Below are 17773 nucleotides of genomic sequence, written 5' to 3' on the forward strand. Positions count from 1 at the left end.
CTCAGGCCCCCGCGAGCGGTCGGTAGGCGGCGAACGTCTCGTTGTGCAGCTTCTCCCGGGCCCACTCGGCGGCATCGGCGGCCGCGGTGACCGCGGCCTGCACGGAGCCGGCCACGTCGCGTGGGCTGCGGCTGTGCAGCGGCCCGAGGAACCGGACGTCGGTGATGCGCCCACCGGCGGTGACCACCACCTCGACCAGCCCGTCCGGCGACCGCACGGTGACCTCGACGGTCGACACCGCCTGGTCGAACTCGGCCTGGAGTGACTCGATCCGGCGGTAGCGCCGCACCGCCTCCTCGATCCAGGCTTCGTCGATCTCCCCCCGTGGCATCGGCCGACTCCTCCCCCGGGTGATCCCTCACTCAGTGTGCTGTCACCGTCACCACGGCACACCGGACCGTACCGCACAGCAATCGCGCGTGTCGATGCCTGTGGATGACCGGTCCCCGGGGGTGGGACCACGGGTCGAAAGCCGCGGGTCAGCCCTTCCAGAGGGCGAGCATCATCGCCTCGACCGCGATCCGCGGCTTGACGTTCGCCTCGATCGCGGCCCGGCAGGCGAGCACGGCTTCCAGCCGGCGCAGCGACCCCTCCGCGTCCCACTTCTGCGCCCCGGCACCGGCCAGCGCCGCGGTGTCGGTGTGCACCGGGGCGACGGGGGCCCGCAGCGCCATGGTGAGCGCGTCCCGGTAGAAGCCGGCGAGGTCGACCAGCGCGCGGTCCAGCGCGTCCCGCTGGGCCCGGGTGGCCCGCGACTTCTGCCGCTTCTCCAGCTCCTTGAGCTGCCCGGCGGCGCCACGGATCGCGCCGGCCGCGCCCCGGCCGGTGCCGCCCGCGCCGAGCGCGGTCTCCAGCGCCGCCCGCTCGGCCGTGTCGGCCTCGGCGACCGACGCCTCGGCCTCCGCCTCGGCCGCCTCGATCAGCGCGGACGCCGCGTCGAACGCCGCGCCGACGCCGGTCAGCCGGCGCGGCACGGCGAGCACTGCCTCGCGTCGCTTGCGGGCCTCCGGGTCGCGGGCGAGCCGGCGGGCCCGACCCACGTGCCCCTGCGCGGCCGCCGCCGCCCACTGGGCGACGTCGGGCGCGACACCGTCCCGACGGACCAGCACCTCGGCCACCGCCGTGGCCGGCGGCTGCCGCAGGGGTACGACCCGGCAGCGCGACCGGATGGTCACCGAGACGTCGTCGGGGTGGGTGGACGGGGCGCAGAGCAGGAAGACGGTACGCGGAGGAGGCTCCTCGATCGCCTTGAGCAGCGCGTTGCCGGCCGCCTCGGTCAGCCGGTCGGCGTCCTCGATGACCACCACCTGCCAGCGCCCGCCCGACGGGGTGCTGGCCGCGCGGAGCACCAGCGCACGCATCTCGCCGACGCCGATGGAGAGCCCCTCCGGCACGACCATCCGGACGTCGGCGTGGGTGCCGCCCATCGTGGTGTGGCAGCCGGGGCACTCGCCGCAGCCGGTGCCGTGCACGCACTGCAGGGCCGCGGCGAAGGCCCGCGCGGCGACCGAGCGACCGGAGCCGGGTGGCCCGGTGAAGATCCAGGCGTGGGTCATCCCGGCGGACGGATCGACCCCGTCGGGTGCGGCACTGCCGGTCGGGCCGGCGGCGATCAGCGCGGGTGCCCGATCGGCCGCGCCGGCGCGCAGCACGACCGCCGCGGCGGCGGCTGCCCGACGCAGCTCGTCCACCGCCTCGTCCTGGCCGACCAGGTCGGCGAAGACGTCCGGCATCAGGTCCGATGCTCCATCGTCACCAGCTCCGCGTCGGATAACTCGGGCTGGACCGAGGTGTCCGGGCCCTGGGCAGGACGGGGGTGCACGATGCCACCCGGCTTGCCGAGCATCTCCTCGACCCGACGGACCACCTGACCGGTGATCTCCTCGACCGGTCGGGACGCGTCGAGCACCAGGTAGCGCTTCGGGTCGGCGGCGGCGAGGTCGAGAAAGGCGTACCGGACGCGCTCGTGGAAGTCGACCGACTCGGCCTCCAGCCGGTCGGCACTCTCGCTGCGCGACGCGACCCGGGACAGGCCGGTCTGCGGCTCGACGTCCAGCAGCACCACCAGGTCGGGCTTGAGCCCGCCGGTGGCCCAGGAGGAGAGCCAGGAGACCTCGTCGACCGGGAGTGTCCGCCCCGCACCCTGGTACGCCAGCGACGAGTCGACGTACCGGTCGCTGATCACCACTCCGCCGCGGGTCAGCGCGGGCCGGACCACGGCGGCCACGTGGTGCGCCCGGTCGGCGGCGTACAGCAGCGCCTCGGCACGCGGGGAGGGCGCCTCGTCGCCGGAGGTGTCCAGCACCAGCGACCGGATCCGCTGGCCGACGGCGGTGGCCCCCGGCTCGCGGGTGACCACGACGTCGCGCCCCTGACCGCGCAGCCTCTCGGCGAGCGCGGTGAGCTGGGTGGACTTGCCAGCGCCCTCGCCACCCTCGAAGACCACGAAGAGCCCGTTGGAGACGAACGGCTCGGCCGGCATCAGCGGACGACCCCGGATGGAGCCCCAGAGGTCGGCGAGGACCGGGACGCCCTTCTTGTCGTCCATCTGGCCGAAGGCGCTGATCCCGGCGAAGATGCCGGCGGCTCCGGCGGCCAACAGCAGCAGCCGGGTCGACGAGATGGACAGACCCAGGTCGGCGATCTCCAGCTTGCGGGAGCCGCCGACGCCGGCGAGCAGGCTGCTCAGCGCGATGGCGAGGATCAGCACCAGCCGGGTGCCGATCTGCACCACGGCGAAGACCCGGCCGCGAACCTCGTCCCTGATCTCGCCGCCGAGCAGGGTGGTGCCGGCCAGGAAGGCCATCCCGGCTCCAGCGCCGACCAGCACCGCGCCGACGATCGCCATGGACAGGTGGATGGCGAAGGCGAGGGTCATCACGGCGGCGCTGGCCAGCACGATGCTCATGCCGAACCAGCGGCGCCGGGACATGTCCTTGACGATCATCGGACCGAGGCCGATGCCGAGCGCCAAGCCAACGAAGATCGCGCCGAAGAGCAGCGAGAACGCCGCGTCACCGGCGCCCAGCGAGCTGGCGAAGAACTTCGCCGTGCCGATCACGATGCCGCCGCCGGCGAACGCACCCAGGATGCCGAGCACCAGCCCGCGCACCAGCGGGGTCTGGCCGATGAACTGCCAGCCCTCCTTGAACTGGCGCAGCATGCTCTGCTCGTGCCGCTCGCCCTCGGCGGTCTGCCCCTGGCTGATCTCCTTGATGCCGAACGCGACGACCAGAGCGGTGGCCAGCCGGGAGAAGGAGTTGAACCAGAGCGCCAGCTGGGCCGGTTCGGCCCAGTTCGGGAAGTTGCCGCCGGTCACGCCCCGGACGCTGCGGTCCAGGACGGCGCTGACCAGCGCGGCGAGCACCGGGGTCAGGCCGTAGGTGGTGATCAGCGTGAGCTGGTTGGCCGCCTCCAGCCGGGCGCGCGGGATCAGGTTGGGGACGGCCGCTTCCTTGGCCGGAATCCAGATCAGCGTGATCGACTCGATCAGGAACGTGGCGAGGGTCGCCCACCCGACCACGACCGCACCGCTGGCGCCGGCCAGCGCCACCATCGGGATCGAGGCGAACAGGACGAAACGGAGCAGATCGCAGATGACCATCGTCCAGCGGCGGTCGAACCGGTCGGCGAGCACGCCGGCGACCGGGCCGAGCACCAGGGCGGGGAGCAGCCGGATGGCGATGACGCCACCGAAGGCCGCGCCCTTGGCGGTGTTGCCCTGCACCTGTGAGGCCGCGAAGACCGAGGTCGCCAGCAGGCCGAGCCAGTCGCCGAAGGAAGCGGCGCCGAGCACGATCCAGAGCCGCCGGAACGGCCGGATCCGCAGGACCGAGCGGATCGCGGCGTAGCCGGACGGATCGACCTGGGCACCGCTGGGCTGGTTGGCGGCGTTGCCGGGCTGATCGCCCGAGCGCGACACGCCGCGCGACTCGCCGCTGTTCTGGCTTTCGATGGCCGTACCTCCACGTGCCGGCCCATCGCTGGGCACCCCCGGTGGAACACTCTAGACCCGGTGGGGGGCCGCCCCACCGGCGACATTCTCCTGCTCGCTGAGCCTAGGCCGCCGGAGGCACCGGCCGCAGCCCGGACGTACGCGAGGGTATTTCGCATTCATCGTCGGACAGTTAGCGTGCACACGTGGCTATCGAAAGCGACAAACTTCGCGAGCGCCTGGATCGGGCGACCGCCCACCTCGACCCGCCGTACGCGGTGGTTGATCTCACCGCCTTCGACGCCAACGCGGCCGCCCTGGCCGACCGCGCCGCCGGCAAACCGGTCCGGCTGGCCAGCAAGTCGGTCCGCAGCCGGGAGCTGATCAGCCGGGCGCTCGCCCGACCCGGGTGGCACGGCGTGATGGCGTTCACCCTGCCCGAGGCGATCTGGCTGGTCCGCGCCGGCGTGAGCGACGACGTGCTGGTCGCGTACCCGAGCGCGGACCGGGCCGCCGTCGCCGAACTGGCCGCCGACCCCACACTGGCCGCCGCGATCACCCTCATGATCGACGGCACCGGGCAGCTCGACCTGATCGACGCCGTACGGCCCGCCGGGCAGCGCGCCGAGCTGCGCGTCTGCCTGGACCTGGACGCCTCCTGGCGACCACTGCGTGGGCGGGTGCACGTCGGCGTCCGCCGCTCGCCGGTGCACAGCGCGCGGGCGGCCGGCGCTCTCGCCGCCACCGTCGCCGGTCGGGCCGGCTTCCGGCTGGTCGGCCTCATGTCGTACGAGGCGCAGATCGCCGGCCTGGGCGACGCGCCTCCGGGGCAGACATTGCTGGCCGGCGCGATCCGGCTGGCCCAGCGCGGGTCGTACCGTGAGCTGCTGGCCCGCCGGGGCGCGGCGGTCGCCGCGGTCCGCGAGCACGCCGACCTGGAGTTCGTCAACGGCGGCGGTACCGGCAGCGTGGCCGCGACCAGCGCCGATCCCGCGGTCACCGAGGTCACCGCGGGATCGGGCCTGTACGGGCCGACGCTGTTCGACGCCTACCGCGCCTGGCGCCCCACCCCGGCGGCGTTCTTCGCCTGCACGGTGGTCCGCCGGCCGACCCCGGAGCTGGCAACCGTGCTCGGCGGGGGCTGGATCGCCTCCGGCCCGGCGGCCGACAGCCGACTCCCCCGCCCCTGGCTGCCGGCCGGCCTGAAGCTGGTCGGCACCGAGGGGGCCGGCGAGGTGCAGACCCCGCTCTCCGGCGCGGCGGCGGCCACCCTGCGTATCGGCGACCGGGTGTGGTTCCGGCACGCGAAGGCCGGTGAGCTGTGCGAGCGGGTCAACGAGCTGCACCTGGTCGAGGGGGACGCGGTCGTGGCGACCACGCCCACCTACCGCGGGGAGGGCCGGGCCTTCCTCTGACGCCACCCCGCCGGGCCGTGCCGGCCCCCGGCCGGGCCCGGCGCGGGCGGGTCAGGCCGGCTGGGTCGCCGGCTGCTCGGCGGTGTACCGGTCGCTCTCCGGGCCGTCGACCTGGCGGTGCAGGTACTCCCGGATCAGCGCCTTCGCCTCGAGCAGCACCCGCTCGTCGCCGTCGGACCTCCGGCGGAACGCGAGCTTGATCAGCGCGTCGGCCGCCTCCACGGCGATCTCCAGGACGAAGCGCAGCTTCGGCACGTCGGTCAGCCCGAAACGCTCGGTGAGCACCCGGGCCAACTGGTCGGCGATCACGCCGTTGTTGTCGCGCTGCTCGTCCAGCAGGTGCAGGTCGACCACGTCGCCGAAGTGCAAGGTACGGAAACCGGGGACGGTGCGGTGCATCGTGATGTACTCATCGATGCCCGCGTCGACGCCGTCCCACCAGTGGGTCATCTCGTCGGAGGCGAACCGCTCGTCGAGCCGCTGGAGGTAGGACTCCATTGTGCGCAGAGTCAACGCCTGCACGATCGCCCGCTTGTCCGGGAAGAACTGGTAGACCGACCCGATCGCCACCTCGGCACGCTCGGCGAGCAGGGTTGTGGTCAGCCCCTCGTACCCCACCTCGTCGACGAGTTCGGCGCAGGCATCCAACATGCGCTGTACCCGCGCGACACTTCGACCCTGCACCGGTACGCGGCGCAGCGGCCCGGTCGTGGCGGCTGGTGTGGACACTCGGTGCCACCCCCCTTCGACGGATGAACATATCTGCACGTCACGAGTCCGTGACTACCGGTACAACGAGCGGGCCGGGATTGCGGTATTTACCAGGTACAACGTTCCTGATATGAAGTCAGTTCATATTCATCTCTGAGGAGCGCGCATGGTCGGCACCGCACCGGTCACCGCCCGCTGGTCCAACTGGGCCGGTAACCAGCGTGGCAGCGCCACCACCATCCTGCGCCCCGGCTCGCCAGCCGACGTCGCCGAGGCCGTCAACGCCGCCGTGGCCGAGGGCGGTCGGATCCGGGTGACCGGCAGCGGCCACTCCTTCACCGCCGTCGCACTCGCCGACGACCGGCGGATGGACCTGTCGGAGTTGACCACCACCGTCAGCGTCGACGTCGAGAACCGGCTCGTCACCGTACCGGCGGGAATGACCCTACGGGCGCTCAACGGCCTGCTCGCCCGGCACCGCCTCGCCCTGCCCAACCTCGGCGACATCGACGCCCAGACGGTGGCCGGGGCGATCTCCACGGGCACCCACGGCACCGGCGTCGCCTACGGCTGCCTGTCCACCTTCGTCGAAGCGATCACCCTGGTCACCGGCACCGGAGAGGTGCTGCGCTGCTCCGCCGACGAGCACCCGGACGTCTTCGCCGCCGCCCGGGTGTCGCTCGGCGCGCTCGGCGTGCTGGTCGAGGTGACCCTGCGCTGCGTCGACGCCTTCGTGCTGCACGCCCACGAACGCCCGGCCGCGCTGGCCGACGTGCTCGCCGACCTGCCCACCCTGATCGGCGGCCACGACCACGCCGAGTTCTACTGGTTCCCCTACACCGCGCGCGTGCAGGTCAAGACCAACGACCGGGTACCCGCCAACGACCGGCCACTGCCCCGGTGGCGCGGCTGGCTCGACGACGACTTCCTCGCCAACACCGTCTTCGCGAGCGCCTGCCGGCTCGGTCGGGCCGTACCGACGCTGGCCCCGGGAATCAGCGCGGTCTCCGCCCGGGCGCTCACCGAACGCCGCTACACCGGGCGCTCCGACCGGGTGTTCTGCACCCCACGCCGGGTCCGCTTCGTCGAGATGGAGTACGGCCTGCCCCGCGAGGCGCTACCCGAGGCACTGGCCGCGCTCCAACGGATCGTCGGCGGGCTGCCGTTCAAGGTGCTCTTCCCGGTCGAGGTGCGGTTCACCGCCGCCGACGACATCTGGCTGTCCCACGGCTACGGCCGGGACTCCGCGTACATCGCGGTGCACCAGTACGTCGGCATGCCGTACGAGCCGTACTTCCGGGCCTTCGAAAGGGTCGCCGCCGGGCTGGGTGGCCGCCCGCACTGGGGCAAGTTGCACTACCGCGACGCCGCCTCGCTGGCCACGGCGTACCCGCGCTTCGCCGACTTCCAGGCCGTCCGCGACCGCCTGGACCCGAACCGTGTCTTCACCAGCCCTCACCTGACCCACGTCCTCGGCGCCTGACGGCACCTGTCGGCGCTAGAGCGCGAGGTCGTCCAGGTTGACTGCGTCGGCCATGGCTTCGGCGCCCTTGTCGTTCAGGTGCATACCGTCGCCGCTGTCCAGCGCGGGGTGGATGTGGTCGGGGGCGTGAGGATCGGCGACAGTTCGGGCCACATCGACGACAGAGTCGAAGGCGTCGGTCGTGCGGATCCAGTCGTTCACCTCACGTCGGGTGGCGAGGCCCTCCGGCGTGCTGATCCCGGGACCGGCGCCCGCGAAGGGACCAATGGTGGCGGCGAGGATCTTCAGCCCGGCGCGGTGGGCGCGGCCAGCCAGAGCGCTGAAGCCTTCGATGAGGGCGCTGGCGGTGGTGGGCGGTTCGCCGAGCACGCCGGGAAGACCGAGGTCGTTGATGCCGAAGTGGACCAGAACGTGGGTCAGGGCGGGTATCGAGAGAACATCGCGGTCGAATCGCGCCAGCGCGTGTTCGCCGACCCCGTCACGCAGGAGGCGGTTTCCAGCGATGCCCTGGTTGACGACCCATCCTCGCTTCAGGCGCCGGTTGAGAAAGTCGACGGAGCGATGGTTCGCGCTGGTCGTGGTGCCGACTCCTTCGAACCAGGAGTCGCCGAAGGCCGCTGCGATCACGGTGTCCTGCGGGGCGGGCACGTCGACACCCGAGATGTAGTACCGGGCTTCGACCTGCTCCGTCCACGGGAGTACGGGAGACGTGACGTGGTTGCCGTCGGCGATCCGAGCGACTTCCGCGGGCCGATGGGAATGGGTGGCCAGACCGGTCCTCTCCGGGAGGTAGAGGCTCACGACCAGGTCCGTGCCGGCGGCGACCGGGAGGTCGACCGGGTCGGAGAAGCACTCTTCGCCCGCAGGGATGACGCAGTGCTCGGCGCCATCGAAGGAGAGGACGGCCTGCCGGTGACCGACGGCGACCGTCGCGGCCTGGATGGCCAACGGGGTGCGGCCGTAGCGGTTCGTCAGGCGCAGACGGAAGGCTTCCCCACCGCCGGCCATGTGCAGCACCTGACGAACGGTCTGGTCGACGAAGCCACGGGGTTCGCTGAACTGGAGCTGCTCGTACGGGCTGATCACTGCGGTACGGAAACCGGCCGTCCAGATCATGTTCCAGGCCCCTCAGATGTCCAGGACGATCCGGCCGCTGGCTGAGCCCTGCTCGACCAGTTCGTGTGCCCGTGCGATGTCCGCCAACGGCAACCGGGCGGCGATCGGGTAGCGCAGGTCACCGCCGACCAGCGCGGCTGTCAGTTCGGTCGCGGCGGTCTCGTTCGCCTGCTCCGGGAAGTCGTCGTTGCTGAGGAACCGGACGGTGATGTTCTTGAAGCCGAGCGGCCAGTACGGGATGCGTGGCTCAGCCGCACCGGTCGCGTAGGTGGCGATCACACCACCGGTGCGGAGGATTTCCAGATCGGTCGCCACGTTGACGTCGAAGGCCAGCTCGGCCACCCGGTCGATCGGTTCCCCACCGGTGTATTCGAGGATCCGGGCGGCCACATCGCCACCGGCGGTGTCGACCGCGTGGTGCGCGCCCGCGGCCAGCGCATCTGCGATCTGGTCTGCCTTGCGTACCGTCGCGATCACGATGGCGTCGCCCCGGCGGGCCACCGCCAACGCGGCCCGGCCGACCGCACCGAGGGCTCCGGTGACGACAACCCGCTGGCCGGCCACCGGTCCGTCGGCGAAGATCGCCCGGTGGGCGGTGATGCCCGGGATGCCGAGTCCGGCCGCCTGCTCGTACGGCACGCCGGCGGGCAGCGTCACGGCGTGCCGGGCGGGCACCACGGTGTATTCGGCGGCCGTGCCGAACGGGCGGTACGACTGGGCGAGGTAGATCCAGACCCTTTCGCCGATCCGGGACGGATCGACGCCCAGCCCGACCGCGTCGATCATCCCGGCACCGTCACCGTGCGGGACGACCCGGGGAAACATCATGGTGGAGCCCCACCAGCCCTGCCGTTTACCCAGGTCGCCGACGTGAATCCCGGAGACCGACACCCGGACCCGGACCTCGCCCTCACCCGGCCACGGATCGGGCAACTCACCGACCTGGAGCACCTCGCGCGCCGGGCCCTGCCGGTCGTACCACGCCGCGCGCATCAGGCACCTACCGGTTCGGTCGTGGTGCCCTCCTCGACGCTGACCACCTCATCGATCAGGGAGAAGAACGCCTGGATGCCGGGCCGGTCCGCGCCCCGTCGCCGGGATTCGGCGAAATTCTCGGACGAGCCCCAGAAGACGATGTCCAGCCATTCGTCGGCCGTCAGCCGGACCAGTCGCGCGCCGAGGAAGCCGGCGCGATCGGTCTGGAAGTCGCGCAGCATCTCCGGCCGCGCGGCCAGCAGGGCATCGGCGCGTGCCGGGAGCACGCGGAAACGAGTGATTTCGACGGTGGTCATCGTTCCTCAATCCGTTCGGGTAATAGGCCCTGAGCCCTTGACGCCCAGCATCAGCCTGAGCTGGGTCAGCAGGACCTCGCGGAACTCCGCGGGCGACGGCGTGGGATGGCGCTGGACGCGAGAGACGATCAGACCGGCCAGCGCCGAAAGCAGGAGATCCGTCACGGCTTCGGCGTCGTGGGCCAGCTTGAACTCGCCCCGCTCAGCGCCTTCCCGTACGGCGGCCAGAAAAGGCGCCCGGTAACGCATCTGCACTTCCGCGCTGTAGTCGCGGAGTTCGTCGTCGCGCATGGCGGATCGCCAGAATTCGACGAGGACCTGCCGCGTGCTCTCCGAGTTGTGCAGACTCCGGTCCACCAGCGCGACCAACCGTCGCCACGGATCGGCTTCGGCGGCGGACGCCGCTTGCAGGGCATCCACTTCCTGGTCGGTGAAGACCTGCATGGCCTCGATGATCATGTCCTCGCGGGAGCCAAAGTAGGTCTGCAGGGTGCTGATCGCGACGCCGCCGGCAGCGGACACGTCCGCGAACCGTGTGTTCTCGTATCCGCGGGCAGCGAGCACACCTGCCACCGCTTCGAGAACGGCCGTCCGTTTCGCCCCACCCGCACGCCTTTTCCGAATCACCATGGCGTCATACGCGGGGGCAGGACGTTGTCGTTCCAGCGGTACATGTCTCGCGGGTCCCACACGTGGTTCACCGGCATGACCATACGGTACGACCGTACCGATCCGGCCGAAAGATTTTCCCCTGCACTGTGATGGGAGACACCAGACACGAAAACGGCCCCCGTAGGGGCCGTTTTCTCCAAGATCTCGTAGCGCAGGGGTTACTCGGTGCTGGTGGCCGCCTTGCGGGGGGCCGCCTTCTTGGCCGGGGTCTTCTTGGCCGCGGTGGTGGCCTTGGCGGTGGTGGTCTTCTTCGCGGCGGTGGACTTGCTGGCAGCGGCCGTCTTCTTGGTGGCCGCTGCCTTCTTCGCCGGAGCCTTCTTCGCCGCCGCCTTCTTCTTCGGCGCCGGACCCTTGGCCCGCTTCTCGGCCAGCATCTCCGAGGCTTCCTCGATGCTCAGCGCCTCCGGGGTCTGCCCGCGCCGCAGAGACGCGTTGAACTCCCCGTCGGTGACGTACGGGCCGAACCGGCCGTCCTTGATCACCAGCGGCTTCTCGGTCGCCGGGTCGACGCCCATCTCCCGCAGCGGGGGCGCCGCCGCCCGCCGTCCGCGGGTCTTCGGGGCGGCCAGCAGAGCCAGCGCCTCGTCGAGGCCGACGGTGAACATCTGCTCCTCGGACTCCAGCGAACGGAACTCCTCGCCGCGCTTGACGTACGGACCGTAGCGGCCGTTGTTGGCGAACACCTCGACGCCGTCGGGCGCGACGCCGACCAGCCGGGGCAGGCTGAGCAGCCGGAGCGCCTCCTCGAGGGTCAGCGAGTCCGGTGTCTGCGAGCGCAGCAGGGACGACTTCCGCTCGCCGCTGGACACGTACGGGCCGAACCGGCCGGACTTGAGCACGATCGGCTCGCCGGTGGCGGGGTCGTCGCCGAGCTTGCGCTCGCCGCTGCCGCCGAGGAACAGCTCGTGCACCTTCTCCGGGGTCAGCTCGTCCGGGGCCAGGCCCTCGGGGATCGGAGCCCGGTCGCCCTGGGCACCGCCCTCCTCGCCCTCGCCCGAGGGAGCCGGCGTCGGCTGCTCGCCACCGGGCAGCTCGCGCTGGAGGTACGGCCCGTACCGGCCGACCCGGACGACGACCTCGCGGCCGTCCTCGTCGGTGAAGAGCGGGATGGAGTTGACGCTGCGGGCGTCGATGTCGCTGAGGTTCTCGGTGACCAGCTTCTTGAGCCCACCGGAGCGGGCGATGTCCTGGTCACCGGCACCGTTGGAGCTGCCGAAGTAGAACGCGGTGAGGAAGTCGACCGCGGCGTGGTCACCGCCGGCGATCTCGTCCAGCTCGTTCTCCATCGTGGCGGTGAAGTCGTAGTCGATCAGGCGGGGGTAGTGCCGCTCCATCAGCCCGATCACCGCGAAGGCCAGGAAGGTGGGGATCATCGCCTGGCCGCGCTTGGTGACGTACCCCCGGTCCTGGATCGTCTGCATGATCGACGCGTAGGTGGACGGGCGGCCGATGCCCAGCTCCTCCAGGGCCTTGACCAGCGACGCTTCGGTGTATCGCGACGGCGGCTGGGTGTGGTGACCCTGGGCGGCCAGCTCGTCGGCGGTCAGCGGCTGGTCCTTGACCAGGGTGGGCAGCCGGCGCTCGGCGTCCTCGGCCTCGGCGTTCTCGTCGTCGCTGGACTCGACGTAGGCGCGCAGGAAGCCCGGGTCGGTGATGGTCTTGCCGGTGGCGCCGAAGTCGGCTTCCTCCTGGGAGGTGGAGACCGCGCGGATGCGCACCGAGACGCTGGAGCCGACCGCGTCGGTCATCTGCGAGGCGATGGTCCGGCGCCAGATCAGCTCGTAGAGCTTGAACTCCTCGGCGGACAGCTCCTTGGCGACCTCGCCGGGGGTACGGAAGTTGTCCCCCGCCGGACGGATCGCCTCGTGCGCCTCCTGCGCGTTCTTCACCTTGCCGGTGTATCGGCGCGGCTCCGGCGGCACGCTGCGCTCGCCGTACAGCTCGACGATCTGCCGGCGGGCCGCCGAGATGGCGGTCTCCGACAGGTTGACCGAGTCGGTACGCATGTAGGTGATGTAGCCGTTCTCGTACAGCCGCTGCGCGGTGCGCATCGTCTGCTGCGACGACAGGCGCAGCTTGCGGGCCGCCTCCTGCTGGAGCGTCGAGGTGATGAACGGCGCGTACGGGCGGCGACGGTAGGGCTTCTCCTCGACGCGGGTGACGGTGAACGGCCGCCCGTCGAGGCGGGCCGCCAGGCCACGGGCGCCACTCTCGTCGAGGTGCACGACGCCAGCGCCGGGCTTCACCTTGCCGGTGGTCGGCTCGAAGTCCTTGCCGGTGGCGATGCGGTCGCCGTTCAGCGCGATGAGAGTGGCGTTGAACGCGCGCGGCCCCTCGCCGGCGTTCGCCACGGCGAGGGTGGCCAGGATGTCCCAGTACTCGGCGGTGCGGAAGGCCATCCGCTGCCGCTCCCGCTCGACCACGATCCGGGTCGCCACGGACTGCACCCGGCCAGCCGAGAGCCTCGGCATGACCTTCTTCCACAGCACCGGGGAGACCTCGTAGCCGTAGAGCCGGTCGAGGATCCGTCGGGCCTCCTGGGCGTCGACGAGGTCGCGGTCGATCTCCCGGGGGTTGGCCACCGCCGCCTGGATCGCCGGTTTGGTGATCTCGTGGAACACCATCCGCTTGACCGGCACCTTGGGCTTGAGGGTCTCCACCAGGTGCCAGGCGATCGCCTCGCCCTCGCGGTCCTCATCCGTCGCCAGGAAGATCTCGTCGACCTCCTTGGCCAGCTTCACCAGCTTGCTGATCTGCTGCTTACGGTCGGCGGAGACGACGTAGAGCGCGTGGAAGCCGTTGTCCACGTCCACCCCGAGCCGGGCCCAGGGCTCCTTCTTGTACTTGGCCGGCACGTCGGCGGCGTTGCGCGGCAGGTCGCGGACGTGACCGAAGCTGGCCTCCACGACGTACCCCGGGCCAAGGTAGCCCGAGATCGTCTTGGCCTTCGCCGGTGACTCGACGATGACCAGACGGGTGGTTCCAGCTTCGCTCGGCACGTCTCTCCCCGACCTCACTCCTGCTCGTGGCCTTCCGGCGCCCGGACAGCGACCGCTTTCGACCCCGCCGTCGCACCGGCGGTCCGGATGTCCAACGTAACGCGCCGCCCGCGTTTCGGGTTTCGCGGGCCGCAAACCGCTCCGGCGAGGCGGTCAACTCCCGCCCCGCCGCGCTCGGCACTGCCGGACGGCGCCACCGTACACCGTGTGTAGGGCTCGAAGCGGGTCACTGTGACGATGGCGGACTCTCGGCCGAGGTCCGACCCGCCCGTTTTCCGCCTGTATCGCCCCGCCGGCTGTCCGGCACCGGACACGCGGCGCCCACCCCGGCTCGCGCCGCATTCTGGGCGGAATGACCGGTTCACGCCTCGGTCAGGGTCGGGTCGGCCAGGCGTCGGCCGGCGCCGCTCGCGGCGGCTCCCCGACCAGCTCGGCGAGCCGACCCAACCGGCGCCGGCCGCTGATCAGATAGCCCGGGCCGCCGTCGTCCGGGCCGGTCATCGTGCCTTCCAGGCCGGCGGCGGCGAGTGCCGCACCGATCGGTTCCCAGCACTCCCGGTCGCCCTCGCCGAGCCTGAGCAGGAAGCCGCCGGAGGGCTCCGGCGTCCCGGCGGCGGCGAGCCAGAGCCGCAGCCGCCGGCCGGTGAGGTGGAAGGTGGCCGGTGGGCGCTTCGCCGTGCCGTGCAGCCAGGCGACCGCGAGCGGCTTCAGAACCCGGGTGTACGAGGTACGGACGGCGTGTCGCTCGTCCCCGGTCGGCTCCCAGCTCGCCGCGAGCCCGCGCAGCGCCAGCTCGGCGACGAGCACGTGCACCCGCCAGGCGGCGTCCACCCGCACCGAGAGGCGGGCGGTGCCACCCATCCGCACCACCTCGCCCGGACCGGCGAGCAGTCCGGCCAGGTCGGCGACCGTCGGTTCGGCCGCCTCCGCGCCGAAGAAGACCAGTTGCCGCCCCGCGTCGTCGGTCTGCGGGGGCGGGGAGGACGGCACGCCCGCTCCGGATCGCCGTCGCACCGAGCCGGGTGCTGGCGCCTCGGGCTCGGGGGCCGGGAACAGCGCCGGCGGCGGCTGAGCCGCTCCGGTGTCGCCGAACCCGCTCAGCGACACTCCGGCACCTCGTCGAAGGCTTGTTTCAGCTCCTCGGAGTTGAGCTGGCTGGTGTCCAGGGCGCTGGCGTCGTACTCCTTCTTGAGGGTCTCCACCGCGGCGCGCACCCCGTCGTAGAAGGCGGTCGGCTCGCTGGTGCCCAACCCGTCGATGGTGTCCCGGGCCCGGCCGTACGCGTCCCGCATCTTTCCCAGAGAGCTGCGGAAACCGGCGGAGATGGCCTCGCCGTTGTCCGTCTCCGGGATGCCGGCCTGCTCCACCTTGCGGCGCGCGGTCTCGCTGGCCTGCTCCGCCCCACCGAAGAGCCGCACCAGGTTCTCCTTGGCCTGCGCCGGGGTGGTCTGCGCGGTCATCTGCTCGTCGGTGCTGCTGGTCAACTTGCTGATCTCCGACCGCCACGGGGTGAGCGCACCGCAGACCGAGGCCGCCCAGGCTCGCGGGCTGGGGCCACCACCGCAGCCGGAGAGCACGACGACGAACGTGGCCAGGACCACCGTGAACTTTCCGGCGGCTGACGCCCGGCACGTACGCATGCGTTGCAGCGTACGACCTCCGGCCGGGTGTGGCATCGGTCAGGACGGCCCGGAGAAGGACCCGAGAGTCCCCGGTCGGCGCGGCACGCCGACCGGGGACCCGGTGCCGGGAACGATCAGGCGTTGACCGTCTCCGGCCGGTGGTCCGTGCTGCCCGCACCGGTGTCGGAGTCGTCCATCGCGATGCCCTTGCGCTTGCTGAACACCACGGACGCCGCGATGATCAGCGTGGCCACCACCGCGATGGCCACCCGCACGGGGGTGTTCCGGTCGTCGCCGATGCTGAACGCCACCACGGCGGGGGCGATCAGCAGCGAGACCAGGTTCATCACCTTGAGCAGCGGGTTGATGGCCGGGCCGGCGGTGTCCTTGAACGGGTCACCGACGGTGTCGCCGATGACCGTCGCGGCGTGCGCCTCGGAGCCCTTGCCCCCGTACGCGCCGTCCTCCACCAGCTTCTTGGCGTTGTCCCAGGCACCACCGGAGTTGGCCAGGAAGACCGCCATCAGCGTGCCGGCCCCGATCGCACCGGCCAGGTACGCCGCGAGCGCACCCGGCCCGAGGCCGAACCCGACCGCGATCGGCGCCAGGATGGCGAGCAGGCCCGGGGTCATCAGCTCGCGCTGCGCGTCCCGGGTGCAGATGTCCACGACCTTGCCGTACTCCGGGCGCTGGGTGCGGTCCATGATGCCGGGCAGCTCACGGAACTGCCGGCGGACCTCCATCACCACGGCGCCGGCCGAGCGGGACACCGCGTTGATGGCCAGCCCGGAGAAGAGGAAGACCACCGCCGCGCCGATGATCAGGCCGACCAGGTTGCGCGGGTTGGCCACGTTCAGCGAGTTGAGGATCTCGCTGCCGACGTCGCCCACGCCCGCGTCCGCGTACGCGGTGCGGAGCGAGTCGGTGTACGACCCGAACAGCGCGGTCGCGGCGAGCACCGCCGTGGCGATCGCGATGCCCTTGGTGATCGCCTTGGTGGTGTTGCCGACCGCGTCCAGCTCGGTGAGCGTGCGGGCGCCGTGCTCGTCGATGTCACCGGACATCTCGGCGATGCCCTGGGCGTTGTCGGAGATGGGCCCGAAGGTGTCCATCGCGACGATCACGCCGACCGTGGTGAGCAGGCCGGTACCGGCCAGCGCCACCGCGAACAGCGACAGCGTGATGGAGCTGCCGCCGAGCAGGAACGCGCCGAAGACACCGGCGCCGATCAGCAGCGCCGAGTAGACGGCGGACTCCAGGCCGATGCTGATGCCGGCCAGGATGACCGTGGCCGCACCGGTCTGCGAGCTCTTGCCGATGTCCTGCACCGGGCGCCGGTTGGTCTCGGTGAAGTAGCCGGTCAGTGCCTGGATCGCCGCGGCCAGCACGATGCCGATCACGACCGCGCCGATGGCCACGAGCCGCGGGTTGCGGTCGACGTCGGTGAGCCCACCCTCCAGCTCGGCGAAGGTCCCCGGCAGGTAGGCGTAGGCGGCGATCGCCACCAGCACCGCGGAGAGCACCGCCGAGATGTAGAAGGCCCGGTTGATCGCGGTCAGGGCGTTGCGGTCGGACGCGCGCAGCCGGGTGATGAAGACTCCGAAGATCGCGACCAGCACGCCGATGGTGGAGATGATCAGCGGGAAGACCAGGCCGTCCTCGCCGAACGCGGCGCGACCGAGGATGAGGGCGGCGACAAGCGTGACCGCGTACGACTCGAACAGGTCGGCCGCCATGCCGGCGCAGTCACCGACGTTGTCGCCCACGTTGTCGGCGATGGTGGCGGCGTTGCGCGGGTCGTCCTCGGGGATGCCCTGCTCGACCTTGCCGACCAGGTCGGCGCCGACGTCGGCGGCCTTGGTGAAGATGCCGCCACCGACCCGCATGAACATCGCGAGCAGCGCGGCACCGAAGCCGAAGCCCTCCAGCACGGTCGGCGCGTCGCCCCGGTAGACCAGGACGACGAGCGCGGCGCCGAAGAGGCCGAGGCCCACGGTGAGGAAGCCGACCACGCCGCCGGTCCGGAAGGCGATCTTCATGGCTGCCTCGCGGCCGCCCACGCGCTCCCGTGCGGCGGCGGCCACCCGCAGGTTGGCCCGGGTGGCCAGCCACATGCCGGCGCCGCCGATGAACGCGCTGAACAGCGCACCCACCACGAAGAACGCCGACCGGCCGAGCTTCACCGCGGTCTCGCTGCCGTCGGTGTCATGCACCGGCAGCAGGAAGAGCAGGATCACCGCGATCACCACGAAGATCGCCAGGGTGCGGAACTGCCGCAGCAGGTACGCCGAGGCGCCCTCCTGGACCGCGCCGGAGATCTCCTGCATGTTGGTGGTGCCCTTACCGGCCGCCAGCACCGCCTTGGTCAGGGCGGCGGCAAAGGCGAGCGCCACCAGCGCGATGACCGCGGCGATGATGACGTACCTGGCATTGGCCCCGGTTAGGGATAGCCCGCCGCTGTCGGCGGCCAAGGTCTCGGACATCTGTGTCCTCCTGTACCGAACACGCGCGCCGGTCAGTGGAGACGCA

Annotated in this window: 14 protein-coding genes; 2 read left to right on the plus strand and 12 right to left on the minus strand. The window is 71.6% G+C overall.

All coding sequences use genetic code 11. From position 1 onward, the window contains the following. Position 1: 1 nt before the first annotated feature. The 3 genes from M8C17_RS10085 to tmk form a co-directional block, all read right to left on the minus strand. On the minus strand, positions 2-331 hold the full coding sequence (locus M8C17_RS10085; protein WP_053659404.1) for a YbaB/EbfC family nucleoid-associated protein: 330 nt from the start codon (positions 329-331) through the stop codon (positions 2-4). Positions 332-479: 148 nt separating this feature from the next. After that, complete coding sequence (locus tag M8C17_RS10090) at positions 480-1733, minus strand: DNA polymerase III subunit delta' (RefSeq protein ID WP_252416139.1); 1254 nt, start codon at positions 1731-1733, stop codon at positions 480-482. Further along, complete coding sequence (tmk, locus tag M8C17_RS10095) at positions 1733-3823, minus strand: dTMP kinase (protein WP_308209408.1); 2091 nt, start codon at positions 3821-3823, stop codon at positions 1733-1735. Before tmk ends, M8C17_RS10090 begins: the two co-directional genes overlap by 1 nt. 317 nt (positions 3824-4140) lie before the next feature. Between tmk and M8C17_RS10100 the strand changes: the two genes are divergently transcribed. Continuing rightward, positions 4141-5349, plus strand: coding sequence for an amino acid deaminase/aldolase (locus tag M8C17_RS10100; RefSeq protein ID WP_252416140.1), 1209 nt, complete (start codon positions 4141-4143; stop codon positions 5347-5349). A 51-nt stretch (positions 5350-5400) separates the two neighbouring features. On the opposite strand, the gene M8C17_RS10105 is transcribed toward M8C17_RS10100, so the two are convergent. Beyond that, positions 5401-6000: a TetR/AcrR family transcriptional regulator gene (locus tag M8C17_RS10105; RefSeq protein ID WP_252416343.1), complete on the minus strand. Its 600-nt coding sequence runs from the start codon at positions 5998-6000 to the stop codon at positions 5401-5403. Positions 6001-6226: 226 nt separating this feature from the next. Here M8C17_RS10105 and M8C17_RS10110 point away from each other — a divergent pair, with 226 nt between their 5' ends. After that, on the plus strand, positions 6227-7543 hold the full coding sequence (locus tag M8C17_RS10110) for a D-arabinono-1,4-lactone oxidase (protein WP_252416141.1): 1317 nt from the start codon (positions 6227-6229) through the stop codon (positions 7541-7543). A 15-nt stretch (positions 7544-7558) separates the two neighbouring features. On the opposite strand, the gene M8C17_RS10115 is transcribed toward M8C17_RS10110, so the two are convergent. The 8 genes from M8C17_RS10115 to M8C17_RS10150 all read right to left on the minus strand — a co-directional run bounded on the left by M8C17_RS10115 (position 7559) and on the right by M8C17_RS10150 (position 17727). Continuing rightward, a complete protein-coding gene (locus M8C17_RS10115) occupies positions 7559-8551 on the minus strand; it encodes a GDSL-type esterase/lipase family protein (RefSeq protein ID WP_252416344.1) in 993 nt (330 codons plus the stop codon). A 120-nt stretch (positions 8552-8671) separates the two neighbouring features. Continuing rightward, on the minus strand, positions 8672-9652 hold the full coding sequence (locus tag M8C17_RS10120; RefSeq protein ID WP_252416142.1) for an NADPH:quinone reductase: 981 nt from the start codon (positions 9650-9652) through the stop codon (positions 8672-8674). Continuing rightward, positions 9652-9951 (minus strand): hypothetical protein, encoded by a 300-nt coding sequence (locus tag M8C17_RS10125; RefSeq protein WP_252416143.1) that lies wholly within the window; start codon positions 9949-9951, stop codon positions 9652-9654. The genes M8C17_RS10120 and M8C17_RS10125 overlap by 1 nt, the downstream gene beginning before the upstream one ends. A gap of 6 nt (positions 9952-9957) precedes the next feature. Further along, positions 9958-10581, minus strand: coding sequence for a TetR/AcrR family transcriptional regulator (locus M8C17_RS10130; RefSeq protein ID WP_256482369.1), 624 nt, complete (start codon positions 10579-10581; stop codon positions 9958-9960). A 200-nt stretch (positions 10582-10781) separates the two neighbouring features. Next, positions 10782-13622, minus strand: a complete 2841-nt coding sequence (gene topA / locus M8C17_RS10135) for a type I DNA topoisomerase (RefSeq protein WP_252416145.1) — start codon at positions 13620-13622, stop codon at positions 10782-10784. A 372-nt stretch (positions 13623-13994) separates the two neighbouring features. Beyond that, positions 13995-14729 carry a hypothetical protein gene (locus tag M8C17_RS10140; RefSeq protein ID WP_252416146.1) on the minus strand — a complete coding sequence of 245 codons (735 nt, stop codon included), beginning with the start codon at positions 14727-14729 and terminating at the stop codon, positions 13995-13997. Next, positions 14720-15262: a hypothetical protein gene (locus M8C17_RS10145; RefSeq protein ID WP_252416147.1), complete on the minus strand. Its 543-nt coding sequence runs from the start codon at positions 15260-15262 to the stop codon at positions 14720-14722. The genes M8C17_RS10140 and M8C17_RS10145 overlap by 10 nt, the downstream gene beginning before the upstream one ends. Positions 15263-15378: 116 nt before the next feature. After that, on the minus strand, positions 15379-17727 hold the full coding sequence (locus tag M8C17_RS10150) for a sodium-translocating pyrophosphatase (protein WP_252416148.1): 2349 nt from the start codon (positions 17725-17727) through the stop codon (positions 15379-15381). Positions 17728-17773 lie beyond the last annotated feature (46 nt).

Source organism: Micromonospora sp. RHAY321 (genome assembly GCF_023896955.1).
Taxonomy (GTDB): domain Bacteria; phylum Actinomycetota; class Actinomycetes; order Mycobacteriales; family Micromonosporaceae; genus Micromonospora.